We start from the raw sequence: 16,155 nt of genomic DNA, 5'->3' as shown, positions 1-16,155 counted from the left end.
ACACTTTCTCGCATCTGGTCAGGTCGCGGCGAGGAAACTCCAGGTCTCGACGTCCGGTCGTCAGCATCACAATTTGGAAAATAGGCGGCAACAGTTTCGGGCGTAAGCGACTGATAGAGTCCTTATAGCCGTGCGCGCCCCATACATAACTGCGTTCTGCGCGCGGCAAAGTAGCGGCCGCGTCCGAGTAGACATGCCCGTGTATCTGGGGATGTGTATTTGACATTGTCGGGAATCGCATTGGCGGTTCTCCACCAAAGCCAAGTCGCCAAATCTTCAATTCAAGAGGGATGCCAAGCGTCTTGTTCCGATGTCCGCCACCGACGCATCGCCCCACCGACGATGCCACGCCTGAAACATTAGAACATTCCAAATGAGGTAATATCGCTCATTATTTCCGCTCAAGAATTCAGCCCAGAGCGAGCGAATGGCCTCGACTTCAAAAATGTCACCGGCGCTCAGGTCAGCTTCATTCATCAGGTCTTCGGCCCAATCCCGTAAGGGACCACGCAACCAATCTGCGAGCGGAACCCCAAACCCCATTTTCGGGCGATCGACCAAACGATCGGGCACATGGCGGGCAAGAACGCGCCGGAGCAAATGTTTGGGACGCCGGGCACGCGCGTTCTGAGATGTCGGCAGCTTCCAGACCCATTCAACCAGGCGATGGTCGAGGAGCGGAACACGCACCTCAAGAGCGATGGCCATAGAGGCTCGATCAACCTTAGTCAGGATGTCATCGGGCAAATACGTGCACAGGTCCAGGTAGCGCATACGGTCCACCGGATCTGGCAAGAGAACCTCGAGGTTTTGACCCCAGCAGGCCGTCCGCACCTCTCGGGATCCTTTTACGAGATTGTCTTGGGTCTGTGAGACAACTTGATAGTACACGGAATCGATCGATGACATTGAGAGCAGTTGGGCCAACCGATGAGCCTTGTGGCCAACACGTGGCACGCGCCGAACGTATGGTACATAACGCGCTATGCTGTCGTAAGTGCTAGGTGGCACGGCGCGAATGCCTGAAGACACGAGGCGGCGAAGCGCAAGCGGCATCTTCGCACTCGGTCGCCAAACGTTGTCCGTCCGTTGATACCGGTCGTATCCGGAAAACAATTCGTCTCCACCATCTCCTGACAGAGCCACCGTGACGCGTTTTCGCGTCAACGCGGAAACAATATGGGTTGGGATCTGGGAGGGGTCGGCGAATGGCTCGTCATACATCTCGGCCAACTTCGGCACCACATCAAGAGCGTCAGCGCCGCTAACGGGAAACGTTGTATGGTCGGTCCCAAGATGTCGGGCGACGGCCTCAGCGTGTTTGGCTTCGTCGAATGCCGGGTTCTCAAAGCTGATGGTAAACGTCCTGACTGGTCTCAGAGAAGCTCTCTGCATCAGCGCGACGACAGTAGATGAGTCATAACCACCCGACAGAAAGGCGCCAAGCGGAACATCCGCTATCATGCGGCGCGATACTGCATCATGCAGCAACGCCTCGAGCTCATCGACCAGTCCCTCTTCGTCGGCTCGAAGCGTATTGCGTTGCCCCTGCGAAACAACACCAGCCAGATCCCAGTACGCGTCCACTTCGGGGCCGCCGCCGCTCGCGATTTTGACAAACCCGGCGGGCGGCAGTTTGTAGACATGTTCATAGATCGTGAATGGGCCCGGCACATAACTATGCCGAAGAAAGGCGGCGATCGCTCCCCGATTGAGACTTGGCTTCCAACCGGGATGAGCGCGTAGCGCCTTCAATTCTGATCCGAACAAAACTAGTCCATCGAAAATCGCCCAATAGAGCGGCTTTTCGCCCATTCGATCACGAGCCAGGAACAGTTGACGCTCTCCGGCGTCCCACACTGCAATTGCGAACATTCCGTTCAAGCGGGCGATCGTCGATTTGATCCCCCATTGGGCGATTCCTTCGACAATGACTTCCGTATCTGAATGCCCACGAAACCGAACTCCGCAATGCTCCAATTCGGCCCTCAGTTCTTGGAAATTATATACTTCACCATTGAACGTAATTGTATATCGCCCGTTGGCCGAGACCATTGGTTGATGTCCCAACGGGGACAAGTCGATAATTGCCAGGCGACGCTGCCCGAAGGCAATGCTGGCTTGCTCGCTTAACCAAACTCCGCTGTCGTCTGGCCCTCGGTGGCTCAGGGTTTGCGTCATTGCAGACGCCCGCCTTTTTAGATCTTGCAGGCTGCAACCATTACGCTCCCAAATACCGGAAATTCCGCACATGCTTGAAAAGAGCTCCCTAATGAGAGGACGTCAACGCATGGCATCCAAACTCACACCCTAGCAGCATAGTATTTTGAACCGGTCCGCGGCTCGACCCTTTCGGATTACCCATTCTCGATCACGGGAAAAGCCAAGGCCAGCAGATTGCGGAACGGGGTAAGCGCTAAGCCGGGAAGTCAATCGGCATGGAGGGCTCTGGATCGCCGAGCGAGGGAACCGGTTCTCCGCCGAACGGCCCCGCAACTCGTGTCGAGTCGCGTGTTCGCCGAAGGAACACGAGCGAGCGGCCAAGCTGAGCGCCCTTAGGAAGGCAGTCGATCCACGCGATCGAATAGGCTGAACTGTCGTCGGCGTCGAGCGCCGCCGTGGTCGAGGAAATGCTTTATCATCCTCGGGTCAATGGTTCGTCCGGCCTTGAGGCAGCTGCGGAGCTGCTCAACTATGGTCTGCACCTGCCACAGTCTTTCTTCTATCTCCTGCCGCGCGCCGTTCCCAGAACGGCGCGATATCGCTTGGGCTTGCGGCTATCGGGGTGCAGTTTATGCTTATGGGCTTGGTGGAAGCGTTGTCTCGGCTTAAGGGGGCCGGGGCGTGTGTTTTTGTTCTGGGGAGTTAAATGAAACACCTATCGATTTGCGTTGCTCTTCTCACGTTCTGGACGTTTCCGGCACACGCTCTCAATTGCGCTGATGTGAGCGGAACATATCTCGTCAAAGATGGATGTCCCTCTCTAGAACGCTCGATAAGTAGGTTTGAACAGACCTCGCAAGATACGGTGCTAGAATTAGCTGGTACGCGATCTTGCATATCATCGAACGCCTGCGAATCCACGCCGGCGGCACCAGCTCCAGTTCCAGCTCCCGCCCCTGGCTCGGGTCCATTTTTGGGTCTTTCGTTTCAGGGATTGTCCTTGAATATAGGTGCGCGGACCTACAACGGCGGCGGTTGGACGGACATTGTGGGCACTGACCTTGTTTACGGCAACACAAGCCCGCGCTACCCCGCCGGCATTTGGGGCGGAAAGGCCGGAGCGATCGACTCGCTGCAAATGATTTGGAATAGTCCATCGGACGAGACCCGTCAGATCGTCACGGACAATTCTGTCCCGGCCGGGGTTTCCAATAAAGTGTTTAAATCTACTTTTGTGAATCCGTATGTGGCTCCAACTCAAGATAGCTTTCAGATCTTTCCGGATGTGAACCAGCCACAGGGAATGCTCTATATTTCGAAGTGGATTTGGCTGCAGCCCGACTTGGCCTCGCGCGGAGGATTTTGGTTTATGTTCATGGAGACCAAGACCAATGGAGCGAGCGTCGGCGGTGGCAACCTCAATACCGAGCGATTCGGCGTCGGGCTTGTGATGGCCGTTTGGACTAAAAACCAGATTATTTGGCAGGTCAGCCATGACGGCTGGATCAATCAAGTTTACAAAAATTATGCTCAGGCTCTGTTAAGCCCCTCTTCGTCCTTTGGCTCCATGGTGGCCGGTCAGACCAATTATGCACCGGTGCCTCTCGGTCAGTGGTTCCATATCGAATTCGCAATGAATCGTAGTATGAACGGCACCGGCTGGATTTGGGCGGCCATCAATGGTGTTCAAGTTTTTGCTCAGTCTGGTGCGTTCAACTTCACCTGGAATGGAGTCACACAATACGTGGGTTGGAACAAAGCCACGCAAGATCCTATCGACCGGATTTTTCCGTTTGCCGCGTATTCGAATCTTATGCGGTCACCAACGAACACATATTCAACCGAGCAAACCAACATCGAAGTGTGGACGTATTGGCCGTCGACGTCGAGTCCGCATCCGACAGAATTTAACTGAGCCAACGCGCATTTCGTTAGTTATCATCCGGATCGCTCCGAGGCCGAAGCATTTCCGGAGATCGGTCGTTCCCAATTCCTCCGTCCCTTGGACTTGTCGGATCTGGATGCCATGAACTCGTATTCGGGCGAACCTCCGACTGATCGGAATATTTGGGTGGCTGTGCTATCTAACAGCGGTTACGATTGGCGTTAGGTGTCTTCGCCGGCCGCGCTATTCTGCATCTCGAGCGGGCGCGTCTTGGCTCTAAGTATGATCTCTCAATAACGCGCGTCGTTCGTTGCCGTGGTTTGGCGTGAATTCTTCGCCTGTGTCCTTGCCGATTTGTTTGTATCGTCCGGTGAGGGCCGCCTTGCCGAGTGAGGCGTGTTGTTGAGAACTGTCCTTATGGACAGTGATAAGCGCAGTGCCCAAGTCGAACGGCTCGACGGCCGGCTGATCGCTGTGATTTGAATCGACGGCGCGACCAGTAGTCCGGACGGAGACCGCGTCTTGTGATTGTCTGGTCGGCGATGGACGCCGATGATTCTCTCCCCGACGATGTGACCACCCTGAAGGCGATGCCGCGCGCCGAGCGAGTGGCCCGCTTGGCTGCGGAGGCGGAAGCTCAGGCACGGACACTGCTGATCGAGAAGCTCAAGCTCACGATCAAGAAGGTGCGGCACGAGCAGTTCTGACAGTCCTCCGAGCGAGGCGCATTGCTGGACCAGCCCGAGCTACAGCTCGCCGACCTGGAGGAGAACGCGGCCCAAGCCGAGACCGCGGCGCAGATGGCAGCCGAGAAGATTGCGGTGCCATCGTTCGAGCGTCGCAAGCCAGCCCGCCGGCCGCTGCCGGAGCATTTGCCGCGGGAACGCCTTGGCTATCCGGTGCCTGCGACCTGCCCATGCTGTGACGATAGCCGGTTGCGCAAACTCGGCGAGGACGTGACCGAGACGCTGGAGCTCGTTCCGCGCCAGTGGAAAGTGATCCAGCACGTGCGCGAGAAGCTCGTCTGCCGGGCCTGCGAATCACCCAGCCGCCGGCTCCCTCGCACCCGATTGCGCGCGGGCGTGCAGGGCCCAAGCTGCTGGCCCATGTCCTGTTCGCGAAGTACGGCCTGCACCTGCCGCTCAATCGTCGGAGCGACGTCTACCAGCGTGAAGGCATCGACCTCGATGTCTCGACGCTGGCAGATTGGGTGGTAGGTTCCGCCGCAACCCTGATGCCGCTGGTTGATGCGATCCGGAGCCATGTCTTTGCGGCCGAACGCATCCACGCGGACGACACCACAGTACCGGTCCCGGCCAATGGCAAGACCCGAACCGGCCGGCTCTGAACCTATGTGCGCGACGATCGTCTGTTTGCCGGGCCGGATCCGCCGGCGGCCGTGTTCTTCTACTCGCCGGATCGTGGCGGTGAGCATCCGGAGCAGCATTTGACCGGGTATGCCGGACTGATGCAGGCCGACGCCTATGCCGGGTTCAGCAAGCTCTACGAGGCCAATGGCAAAGGAGGCCCGATCATCGAGGCCGCGTGCTGGGCACACGGCAGGCGCAAGTTCTTCGATCTCGCGCGGCTCAGCAAGGCGCCGATCGCGGCCGAGGCCGTCAAGCGCATCGATGTCCTGTTCGCCATCGAACGTGAGATCAACGATCTTGCTCCGCAGGAGCGCCTGCACGTGCGCCAGGAGCATAGCCGCCCTCCGATCGTCGAACTCCAGGCGCGGTGGCGCGAACAGCGCGCCAAGCTCTCCAGGAACAACGATACGATCAAGGCAATCAATTACTGCCTCAGCCGCTGGGACGCATTTACCGGTTTCCTTGATAGCGGACGGCTTTGCATGTCGAACAATGCCGCCGAGCGCGAGCTTCGGGCTGTCGCCGTCGGCAGAAGAAATTGGACCTTTGCCGGCTCCGATGAGGGCGGCCGGCGTGCGGCTGCGATCTACACCCTTATCGCCACCGCCAAGCTCAACGACATCGATCCACAGGCTTGGCTCGCCGACGTGCTGGCCCGCCTGCCGGATCATTCCGCCAAGCGCATCCACGAACTCATGCCCTGGAATTGGCGACCTCAGAACGTCGCTCTGGCCGCATAAGCGCGGTCAGCCATCCGCTCAAGATGACCTAACCAGGGGCCGTCACCTGACGCGTACATTGTTTTAGGAGGGGAACTAGTTCAGCCGGTTCGACATCGGCAGGTTGCGCGCATCGCTCCTCGATGACGCTCCGCTTCGTCTACCGCTCTCGCAGCGATTCCTGCTTGTACCTCGCCAGCGGCGAGAGAAGATAGCTGATGATCGTGCGCGCGCCGGTCTTGACCTCGACCGTCACCGCCATGCCGGGACCGAGCTTGACGAGCTTGTCCTCCACCTGCATGTGCGTGCGGTCGAGTGAAATCCGCGTCGCATACTCCAGCTCCTGGCCTTTCGGCTCGCTGCTGCCTTGCGCCGTGCCCGCCGCGCGGTCGTTCGGTCCGCCCGGCCTGTCCCGCGTGATGGCGTCGGTCGACACGCTGAGCACGTTCCCGTGCAGGAGCCCATAGCGCGTGAAGTTGAACGTATCGATCTTGATCTCCGCCTTCTGTCCGGGATGGACGAAGCCGATGTCGCGGTTGGAGAGCATGGCCTCGATCTCGAGCTGACTCTCGCTTGGAACCACGATGGCGAGCGACTGCGCCGGCGTCACCACGCCTCCCACCGTGTGAACGGCGAGTTGCTGAACGACGCCGTCGACCGGCGCGGTCAACTGCTGAAGCTTCGTGCGCCGATCCGCCTTGACCACTTCCTGCGCAGCGCTCGCTGCCTTCTGCTCAGCTTTCGCGAGTGCGTCATAGGTGGCACGCCGATACTCCGCGGCAGTCCTTTCCTTCGTTTCCTTCAGCAGGGCGATGGCGGCGTCGGCTTCGCCGAGCCGGCTCTGCTGGAGGACCAGATCCTGCTGAAGGCCGACCAGCTCCTGATACTCGGAGAGATAGACAACTTTCGAAGCCAGGGCCTTGTCGACGAGACCCTTGCGAATGTCGACCCGCTCCTGGAGCACCGGTATCGTCGCCTGGAGCTTCGCCACGCTTGCCGATGTGGTCGCCCGCTCCGCTTCCTTCTGACCTTGCTGGCGCTCGATCTCCGCGAGCTTGGCGCTCTGCTCGGCGCGCTGGCTGATCAGAAACTGGCGATGCATCTCGATCTCCGCCGCGCTTGCGCCCTGCGGTGATCGGAAGGCGGCAAGCGGATCGCTGGTGAGCGCTGCCCGCAGCCGGGCGACGTCGAGTTCGGCCGCAACGAGATCGCTTCTCTGGCGCTCCTGATCGGCTTCCGTCATTGTCGGGTCGAGTTCGATCAGCACATCGCCGGCCTTGACGCTCTGTCCGTCACGTACGTGAATGGCGCGAACAACGCCGGTCTCGAACGGTTGGATCAGCTTGGTGCGTCCGCCGGGCACGATCTTGCCCGTCGCAGTCGCGACGATGTCGACGCTGCCCAGTGATGCCCACAACAGCGCAACGCAAAAGACCGCGATGATGCTCGCCCCGATCGCGCGACCGATCGGCGACGGCGGCGATTCGGTGATCTCGAGTGCCGCCGGCAGAAACGCGATCTCGTGCTCGCGCCGTCTGACCTCGGCTCTCGGAAACGGAACGATATTCCGGTTAGCGGACGTCATGGATACCGGCCTGCAGATAGTGGAGATTTGCGTAGCGCCCGTTCGAGCGAATGAGTTCATCATGGCTGCCGTCCTCGACGATGCGGCCATGCTCGAGAGTGATGATCCGGTTCGCGTTGCGCACGGTAGAAAGCCTGTGAGCGATGATGATGACAGTCCGGCCGGCGGAAATCCGTTTCATGTTCTGCTGGATGGCGCGCTCGCTTTCGTAGTCGAGCGCACTGGTTGCCTCGTCGAGGATAAGGATGCGGGGGTTGGTAATGAGTGCGCGAGCGATCGCGACACGCTGGCGCTGCCCGCCGGATAGACTGCTGCCGCGCTCGCCCACGATGGTGTCGTAGCCCTCGGGCAGCTCCAGGATGAAGTCGTGAGCGCCGGCGAGTGATGCCGCATCGATGACGCGCTCCATGGGCATGGCCGGGTCGGCGAGGGCAATGTTCTCGCGGATCGAGCGATTGAACAGCACGTTCTCCTGCAAGACCACGCCGATTTGGCGCCGAAGCCAGGTCAGGTCGACCGTCGCGAGGTCAACGCCGTCGACCAGCACGCGTCCGCTCTCCGGCACGTAGAGACGCTGGATCAGCTTGCCGATGGTGCTCTTGCCCGAGCCCGAAGAGCCAACGATACCGATGACCTGGCCGGGCTCGATGTCGAAGGACACATCGTGCAGCACCTCGGGGCCGTCGACGCGGTAGCGGAAGGTCGCGTGCTCGAATACGACCTTGCCGCGGATCGCCGGCAGCGCGGCGCGGGCCGAACTGAAGCTTGGTTCCGGGATGGTGTTGAGAATGTCGCCGAGCCGATCGACCGACAGCCGGGCCTGATGGAAATCCTGCCACATCTGCGCGAGCCGAAGCACCGGCATGCTTACCCGCCCCGCCAGCATGTTGAACGCGACCAGCTCGCCGACGGTCAGGTCGCCGCCGATCACGAACTTGGCGCCGAAGTAGAGCGTTGCGGCCGTGACCAGCTTGTTGATCATCTGGACCGCTTGGCTCGCCGTGTTGTTCAGGCTGAGTACGCGGAAACTCGCCCCCACATAGCCGGCGAGTTGCTCCTCCCAGCGGCGTTGCATCTGGGGCTCTACTGCCATCGCCTTCAGCGTCTCGACGCCCGTGACGCTTTCGACCAGGAAGGCCTGGTTCTCCGAGCCGCGATTGAACTTCTCATCGAGTCGCCGGCGAAACAGCGGCGCGGCGCCGGCGGAAATGCCGATGTAGAACGGGAACGACGCCAGAACGATCCACGTCAAAGCGGCCGAATAGTAGAACATGACCGCAAGGAAGACGACAGTGAACAGAAGATCGATGACAAGGGTGAGCGCCGAGCTCGTCAGGAACTGCCGGATGTTCTCAAGTTCGCGAACGCGTGCGACCGAGTCGCCGACGCGGCGTGTCTGGAAATATGCGATCGGCAACGCCATCAGGTGACGAAACAGCCGGGCACCGAGCTCGACGTCGATGCGGTTCGTCGTGTGCGCGAACAGATGGACGCGCAACGTGCCGAGAACGGTCTCGAACAAGGTCAACGCGACGAGACCCGCGACCAGGACGTCGAGCGTGCTGATGCTCCGGTGCACGAGTACCTTGTCGATGACGACCTGGAAGAACAGCGGAGCGACGAGGGCAAAGACCTGAAGGAAGAACGACGCGATCAGCACTTCGCCGAGAAGACGGCGATACTTGTGGACCGCACCGAGAAACCAGCCGATATCGAATCGCCTGGACAGATCCGTCAGGGCCGCACGCCGGGTCATCAGGATGATGTCGCCATCCCAGACGGCCTCAAGTTCGGCCTGCGTCATGGATTCGGGTCGGGAAGACAATGGGCGCTGAACGAGAAGCTTGTCGTCGATGACCTTGCCCAGGACCAGGAAGCTGCCGTCGCGCAACGCGGCGATCGCCGGCAACGGCGTGACGGAAAGCCTGTTCCAGCTTGACCGCTGTGCCCGGGCCTTGACGCCGAACTCCTTGGTACAGCGCAGGATTTCGGTCACACCGATCCGCGAGGTGCCCATGCGATGGCGAATTTGCTCCGGGTCGGCCGCAATGCCATGGCAACGCAGCAATATCGCCATCGCAATGAGTCCCGACTCATCGCCATCCGCAGGCTCAGGAGCCGGCTCCTGGACGGGCGTATCGCGACGTTCCGCGGACCGTGCGGAGGCCAGAGCATCGCCGGCGAGCGCAACCAGATCACGCCCGCGCGCAATCAGACCGGCAAACGCATGCTGCGCCCGATCGGCGAGACCATGAGATCCGGTCAGGATTAAGCGGCCGTCCCAGATTTCTTCAAATTCCGCACGCGGCATCAGCTTCGGATGTGCCGAGGTCGGATGCAGCACAAGCGCGGCGTCGTCATCGACCTTCCCGAGCAGCAGAAATCCGCCATCACGCAGCGCGGCGATGCCGGGCAGGCTGATGCCTGCAAGCTGTTTCCAATGTGTCGTGCGCGAACCGACCTTCAGTCCGAAATCGCGGGCGCAGCGAAGCATCGCACGGATGCCGATTGCGCTCTCTCCGCAACGGTCGCGGAGCTGGTCGGGCTCGGCGTTCACGCCATGAAGGCGCAGGAACAGAGCAAGGGACCGAAGCCCTAGATCTGCGGCATGGGCATTTCCATTCTGGATCGCCATTTATTACTCAACCCTTCGCGGCTACCGGCCGCGTATGATGTTCCTTCTCATGCATTCCCAAATATTGACGGGGCCGCACCCAGGCGCTGAGCCTGGGTGCGGCTCGGCCTTAGTGTTGCGGTCGGGCCAGCAACGAGTCGTGGCCCCAACCGGTCGCCTGCGACAGAGCCGCCACGAACTGACCGGGATCCACGTGGCCGGTGTGAGCGGCCAGGTACTGGTTCAGCAGCGCAAAGCTCTGGCTTGCGAACGACGCCATCGTGGTGCCGGTCGCAGCCGGATGATCCGCCGCCATGATCGGATGGGCAGCGGTCGTTGCCAGGGTGCTGGCGGCCGGGTCAAAGTGCTGCTGGAGCAGCGCAAAGCTCTGGCTTGCCAAGGACCCCGTGTTTGCGGCGGTCGTGTGCTGATGATCCGTGGACTCGGTCGTGTGCGAGGTCGTCGGAGCCGCGGCCGTCGTGGTGGCAACAGGCTGCTGATTCGTCGCGGTGTGGTGGTGGTGGTGGTGCGACGACGTCGTCGTGGTCGTCGCAGGTCGTGGATCCACCACGGTGATGGTCTGCGGCGAGGCCGTCGCAACCGCACCGGTGGTCGGATCCTTCGCACTTGCAGTCAGCGTGAGCGTTGCGGTCGGATGGCCGCCGCCACGATAGTACGAGTGCAGTTCCAGTCCGCTGTCGACCTGCGCAGCCGTCAAGGTGATGTTATCTCCCCGGAACGTCTGACCATCGAGCTTGTCGGTGATGGTCTCGTACCTCGGCAACCCCGTGATGTTTACCGTCACGCGATCGTTGGTGTCGGTCGTCGTCACCTTGGTCCCGAGATCAACCTTGCCGCCTCTTCCGGCCACCCAGAGCGAGTGATCCGCGACGGTGAGGACCGGCTTGGTCGCTGACGGCGTCGGTGGTGTCGTCGGCGTGGTCGGCGTAGTCGGCGTCGTTGGCTGGGTCGGTGCCGTCGGTGCCGTCGAAACCGCCAGGCCGGAGAAAGTCTTCACCGCAGCCGACAGGTTCGCCGCAAGACCGCTCGCGTCCTTGATGGCCGTACCGCTCGGCAGGTTCACGCCGGTGATGGCGAGCGCCGAGGTGCTGGTGTCGGTCGAGGCGACAGTCGTTTTGAAGGTGAGCGTACCCGTGCCCGAGCCGCCAAAGTAGGTGGCCTTGCTGCCGTCATTGAGCGACAGCGAGGGCGCGCCCGTTACCGTCACGGCCTCGTTGAAGGCGAGCGACAGCGTGATCGTGTCCCCGACATGCTCGGTACCCGTTCCCGGAGTGGCCGTGGCCTGCGTCACCGCCGGCTGGACCGGATCGATCTGGAGACCGGTGAACGTCTTCACCGCACCCGACAGGTTTGCGGCGACCCCAGAGGCGTCCTTGATGCCCGCACCGCTCGGAAGATTGACCCCGGTGATGGCGAGCGCCGAGGTGTTCGTGTCGGTCGACGCAACGGTCGTTTTGAAGGTGAGCGTGCCCGTGCCCGAGCCACCTGCATAGGTGGCGATATTGCCGTCGTTGAGCGACAGCGTCGGCGTGCCCGCCACCGTCACGGCCTTGTTGAAGGCAAGCGACAGGGTGATGGTGTCGCCGGCATGCTCGATGCCCGTCCCCGGAGAGGCCGTGACCTGCGTCACCGCCGGTGTGACCGTTGGGGTGGTGGGCGAGGAGGTGCTGCCCGACGGTGTCGGCGTGCCCCCGCTCACTGCGTTGAGCAATGGAAGCAGCTTATTCAAATCCGTATTTAGGGCGTTGATCGTCGTCGCATTATAGGCGTTCGCCTGGGCGCGAAGGACGGTCGTGTCGCCGCCCCTTTCGGTGACGTAGGCGCCGTATTGCTGAAGGGCGCGGAACACCTCCTGGCCGAGCGGCGAAAGGCCGGAGGGCATCGCCGTTCCGGGCGGAATGCCCAGAAGCTGGCCTTCCTTCACGATGCCGGTGGAACTGTAGCCGTCGCTGGCAATGGCCGGAGCGACGTAGCCCGGCAGCAAGATGTTGTTTGCGACGGCGAGCTCCAGGGCATGATTAATCGTGCCCGTGTCCGTCTGCGCCTGGACCAGGAGCCCGCCGAGCTCGCTGTTGCCGGCGGCCCCGACGCCTGCGCCCACGCCGTTGTAGCCCCAACCGGTGCCCGTGAACACGTTCGCCTCGCCATACGCCTGGGCGGTCGCGGTCGTGTCGCTCGTGCGGCTGAATCGCCAGAAATTATAGGCGATGTCGCCGTCGATGACGATGATCGGGGCGTCGGGATTCGGGTCTGTCCCATATCCCCCGCCGGGCTGGCCGGTCGCCCCGGCCGGAACATGGACGCTGACCGTCCCGCCGGGCCACCCCCAGCTGGCGGGAACAGACACCTGCACGACCGGGTCCGACGACGAGGCGACGTAGACTGGAAACCCGGTTTGGCTCCAGGTCACGCCGTAGTTCGATCCGGTCGAGGTGGGCCAGTTAAGCGGAGTATAGTTTGCTCCGGTGTTGACCTGCTTGTTCCAAAGCGAGTCCGACGAAAACGGAGCAGATGACAAGTTGAACGACATGCGTACCCTTTCGTACTGTCTGTTTAGAGAGGGGTTTCTCTTTGACGTTGACAACGGAATTCCACTGCCGCGCATCGCGAAGGCGCGCGACATACCACGTGCTCTCAACCTCAGGCCGCGAGCGGATTCCAACGCATCGCAGTCTCGGGACCGCGAGCGGATTCCAAAGCAGTGGGATTTTGAATGTGCCCCCCCGACTGCTGGGTCGGTTGGTTAATGAGCAAAAATGGCGAAAAAACTTTCAAAGTGTGATTTATACTCAAGTATGTAGCGCCCACTTAGCCTATATCGCGCCACGTATTGAATCATTTGGTTCAAGTTACGCGCACTCGATCTTTCTGTCAGCTTGTCTCACCGTCGGAGAGGTACAGCTGGATTCGACGCCAGGGCGGGAACGTCGCGCAGACGAGCACATCAGTCTTGGGCGGTGGCGGCTGGCGCATCTTCCTGGGCGATCGGTGGCGATGGAAGCGGAGACGACGCGCCGTCAGCTCTCGCCCGCATGCGCCAGCGCGTTGCGCATGAAGTGCACGTGGCAACGCTGCGCCAATAAACATGCGTTGCGCCTCGATAAGTCATCCACGCATGGAGCGTCTCAATGAGATCTGCGCAGCGCAATGCAATTTACGATCGCATTAAAAGACGCCGACAAGGATTGAAAGAGGTAGACCAAAAGAGGTACCGCCCCCAGACGCGTAGACAAAAACATCTGACAGCGCGGACAAAATCCACGTCATCGTTCTCTGGCGGGGGGCTGGCAGTTACCTGGTCCGGATCGAAACCGCATTTTCAATGAAAGGCTTTCTTGCCGGTACGCGCACGGAAGTCGCAACGATTGACACGCGAGGGTCTGGCCGCTGGCGCGCACCCCGTGCAGATCGGTCTTGCCGCGGCCGGGAGCTGAGATCCGGACATTGCGATCCAGGGGGCTGGCCCGTGGTACACTCTCGGCGACCTCGCGATCGAGCAGTTTACCCGCTCCACCGCATGGAGGCTAATTGCTTCCGCTCTCGGGGAGGATCCGCATCGGCACCGCGCCAGCGTCGCATGGGCGGCGAGGAGGGAACGCTTTTCGAGCCCACACTGAAATGCGCCGTAGGCACGCTCCCTGCCGTAGTTCCGCATGCGCTCGCGCCCGGCCTCGTCCTCAAGCGCCACGATTCCTTCGCCGAACGCGGGGACGCCTGCTGTTATAGAAGTCGAGATATCGGCCGATCGAGCTGCGCGCCTCGCTGACGCTGTCATAGGCCCGCAGCTGCGCCTCCTCGTATTTGATGCTGCGCCAGAGCCGTTCGACAGACACGTTGTCCCGCCATGCGCCCTTGCCGTCCATGCTGATTGCGATGCCGTTGTAGGCGAGCACGCCGGTAAGCCTGTCCGGTGACCTGCGAGCCCTGATCCGTGTTGAAGATGTCCGGCTTGCCGTGACGAGCCAAGGCATCCTCCAGCGTCTCGACGCAGAAGGCTGCTTCCATGGTGATCGACAGCCGCCACGACAGAACACGACGTGTTGCCTAGTCCAGGACCACGGCGAGATAGACGAAGCCACTCGCCATCGGGACGTAGGTGATGTCCATCGCCCAGACCTGGCTCGGTCGCGTGATCGTATCTCGTCGGCTATGTGGGAGTGATTGCCGAGCGGGACGGTGTAGACTTGGTGGTCGGGGCAATGGACATCGTCGATATCGCCTGCCTGATCATCGGCGACGGGCCGGAAGCAGCTCGGCTCTGGACGCTCACAGGCGGACTCGGGATCGCCGACAAGCGCGCGGGTACTCCCACCTGTGTACCCCAAAGGAGCCTAGATCATAATCCGTGTTCTTCAGCAGCACGCGCGCTAAAATCGATTATCTCGACTGAACGCACGACGAGGGTCTCCTTCCACTGAGCTGATCGTAGCAAATTCGAAAAAGAGCGTGACCTAAGCGGATCATGTCTCGTACCGAGGATGCGGAAATTCAGACCGCGAAAGGCGACCCGTCGTTCGCCGTCGTCGGTTGCGGCCACTGGGGAACGAAATCCGCGTCACCTGCGATATACACGAAGGAGCAAGCTGGATGGTGGTTCTGCATGTTACGGGGGTATACCCTACTGAACAGAATCCGTCCTTGGGCGTTTTCATCTGCACTCAAGTGGAGTCGCTGGCGAGGCTTGGGATTGATGTTGATGTTTGCCTGCTCAAGGGCACAGGCCTTGCCAAATATATTAAGGGCATTGCTGAAGTACGGAAGGCTTTGCGTTCGAGGCAGTACGATATCGTTCATGCGCACTATATGTACTCAGGCTGGACTGCCAGATTCGCTACTATTCTGCCACTCGTTGTGTCTTTTATGGGAAACGACGTATATGGAGATTGCAACGAGTGGGGAGAATATCGATTCTCTAATCGAGTGTTGCACGGACTATTCTCCCGTTTATTGTCGTACACGACGGCTCACAATATTGCGAAGAGTGCCGGTCTTGCAAAATATCTTCGCGCCAAAACATCGTCCGTCATTTCCAATGGGGTGGATCTTGATGTCTTCCATCCCAGAACGGTCGCTAAGCGCGAAGTGGGTCTGAAGGAAGACGAGCAGCACGTCCTATTTGCAGGCAGGCCGACAGCAGGGGGTTATAAGAGGTACCCGCTCGCCGAAGCCGCTTTTGAGTTGGTTAGAAAATCCAATCCATCTGCCCAATTGGTCACACTTGATAGGAGGCCTCAACAAGACGTAGCGCGCTTCCTGAACGCCGTTGATTGTTTGCTCCTTACGTCCGCTCATGAGGGTTCTCCGAACATTGTCAAGGAGGCTCTTGCCTGCAATCTACCGATAGTTTCCGTCGATGTTGGCGACGTGGCCGAGCGAATTAGAGAGTTCGAAGGATGTTACATCGTACCTGACGAACCGACCTTTATCGCGGAAGCTGTAGAGAAGGTACTGGTCCGTGGAAAGCGTCTTTCCGGCTGTCATGCCGCGGTCGACGAACTTTCGCTCGCAAAGGTCGCAAGGCGAATACGATCCGTGTACGAGCGGGTTCTTTCGTGAAGCTGCAGGAGGAGAGAGATTGGCGCGGGGATGACGATCGTTGATGAACAGCAAGCCGTTGCGGGCGAACTACTTCACCGCCGATGGTCACGTCGGCGCCAGGATTGAAACCTTGGGAAACCCTCGAATGAAAGGTGTTAGCGAACATCTTCGCGTATCCATCTGGCGAAGCTTCACAAGTTCTCATCCGATAATGGCGCCCAGCGCGATCCACGTAGGGCGCGCCGGTGGGGCCAGTCGGG

The 16,155-nt window shown here is 60.4% G+C and carries 6 protein-coding genes and 2 pseudogenes; 3 read left to right on the top strand and 5 right to left on the bottom strand.

The window, feature by feature from the left end; all coding sequences use genetic code 11:
* Positions 1-276 precede the first annotated feature (276 nt).
* Positions 277-2,253, bottom strand: coding sequence for an asparagine synthase (glutamine-hydrolyzing) (asnB, locus tag XI08_RS33770; protein WP_271577710.1), 1,977 nt, complete (start codon positions 2,251-2,253; stop codon positions 277-279).
* A gap of 910 nt (positions 2,254-3,163) precedes the next feature.
* Between asnB and XI08_RS33765 the strand changes: the two genes are divergently transcribed.
* Together XI08_RS33765 and tnpC are read left to right on the top strand one after the other, a co-directional pair.
* The gene (locus XI08_RS33765; protein WP_271577709.1) at positions 3,164-4,078 is read left to right on the top strand and encodes a hypothetical protein; all 915 of its coding nucleotides are present in this window, start codon (positions 3,164-3,166) and stop codon (positions 4,076-4,078) included.
* A gap of 512 nt (positions 4,079-4,590) precedes the next feature.
* A pseudogene (tnpC, locus tag XI08_RS33760) lies at positions 4,591-6,158 on the top strand (IS66 family transposase).
* 139 nt (positions 6,159-6,297) lie between these two features.
* On the opposite strand, the gene XI08_RS33755 reads toward tnpC, so the two are convergent.
* From XI08_RS33755 to XI08_RS33735, 4 genes and pseudogenes are all read right to left on the bottom strand, one after another.
* A complete protein-coding gene (locus XI08_RS33755) occupies positions 6,298-7,722 on the bottom strand; it encodes an HlyD family type I secretion periplasmic adaptor subunit (protein ID WP_271577708.1) in 1,425 nt (474 codons plus the stop codon).
* Complete coding sequence (locus XI08_RS33750) at positions 7,709-10,357, bottom strand: type I secretion system permease/ATPase (protein WP_271577707.1); 2,649 nt, start codon at positions 10,355-10,357, stop codon at positions 7,709-7,711. The genes XI08_RS33755 and XI08_RS33750 overlap by 14 nt, the downstream gene beginning before the upstream one ends.
* A 109-nt stretch (positions 10,358-10,466) precedes the next feature.
* Positions 10,467-12,980, bottom strand: coding sequence for a hypothetical protein (locus XI08_RS33745; RefSeq protein ID WP_271577706.1), 2,514 nt, complete (start codon positions 12,978-12,980; stop codon positions 10,467-10,469).
* Positions 12,981-14,064: 1,084 nt separating this feature from the next.
* A pseudogene (locus tag XI08_RS33735) lies at positions 14,065-14,572 on the bottom strand (transposase); the annotation flags it as partial.
* A gap of 372 nt (positions 14,573-14,944) precedes the next feature.
* Here XI08_RS33735 and XI08_RS33730 point away from each other — a divergent pair.
* On the top strand, positions 14,945-15,913 hold the full coding sequence (locus tag XI08_RS33730) for a glycosyltransferase (RefSeq protein WP_271577705.1): 969 nt from the start codon (positions 14,945-14,947) through the stop codon (positions 15,911-15,913).
* Positions 15,914-16,155 lie beyond the last annotated feature (242 nt).

This window comes from Bradyrhizobium sp. CCBAU 11361, from assembly GCF_028128935.1.
GTDB classification, from domain to species: Bacteria; Pseudomonadota; Alphaproteobacteria; order Rhizobiales; family Xanthobacteraceae; genus Bradyrhizobium; species Bradyrhizobium niftali.
The sequence above is the reverse complement of the archived record's forward strand: the minus strand, read 5'-3'. Positions and strand labels throughout refer to the sequence as shown.

Coding starts and splice junctions, on each gene's coding strand:
- asnB (WP_271577710.1), bottom strand. CDS start 2,253: ATGTGCGGAATTTCCGGTATTTGGGAGCGTAATGGTTGCAGCCTGCAA.
- XI08_RS33755 (WP_271577708.1), bottom strand. CDS start 7,722: ATGACGTCCGCTAACCGGAATATCGTTCCGTTTCCGAGAGCCGAGGTC.
- XI08_RS33750 (WP_271577707.1), bottom strand. CDS start 10,357: ATGGCGATCCAGAATGGAAATGCCCATGCCGCAGATCTAGGGCTTCGG.
- XI08_RS33745 (WP_271577706.1), bottom strand. CDS start 12,980: ATGTCGCGCGCCTTCGCGATGCGCGGCAGTGGAATTCCGTTGTCAACG.
- XI08_RS33730 (WP_271577705.1), top strand. CDS start 14,945: ATGGTGGTTCTGCATGTTACGGGGGTATACCCTACTGAACAGAATCCG.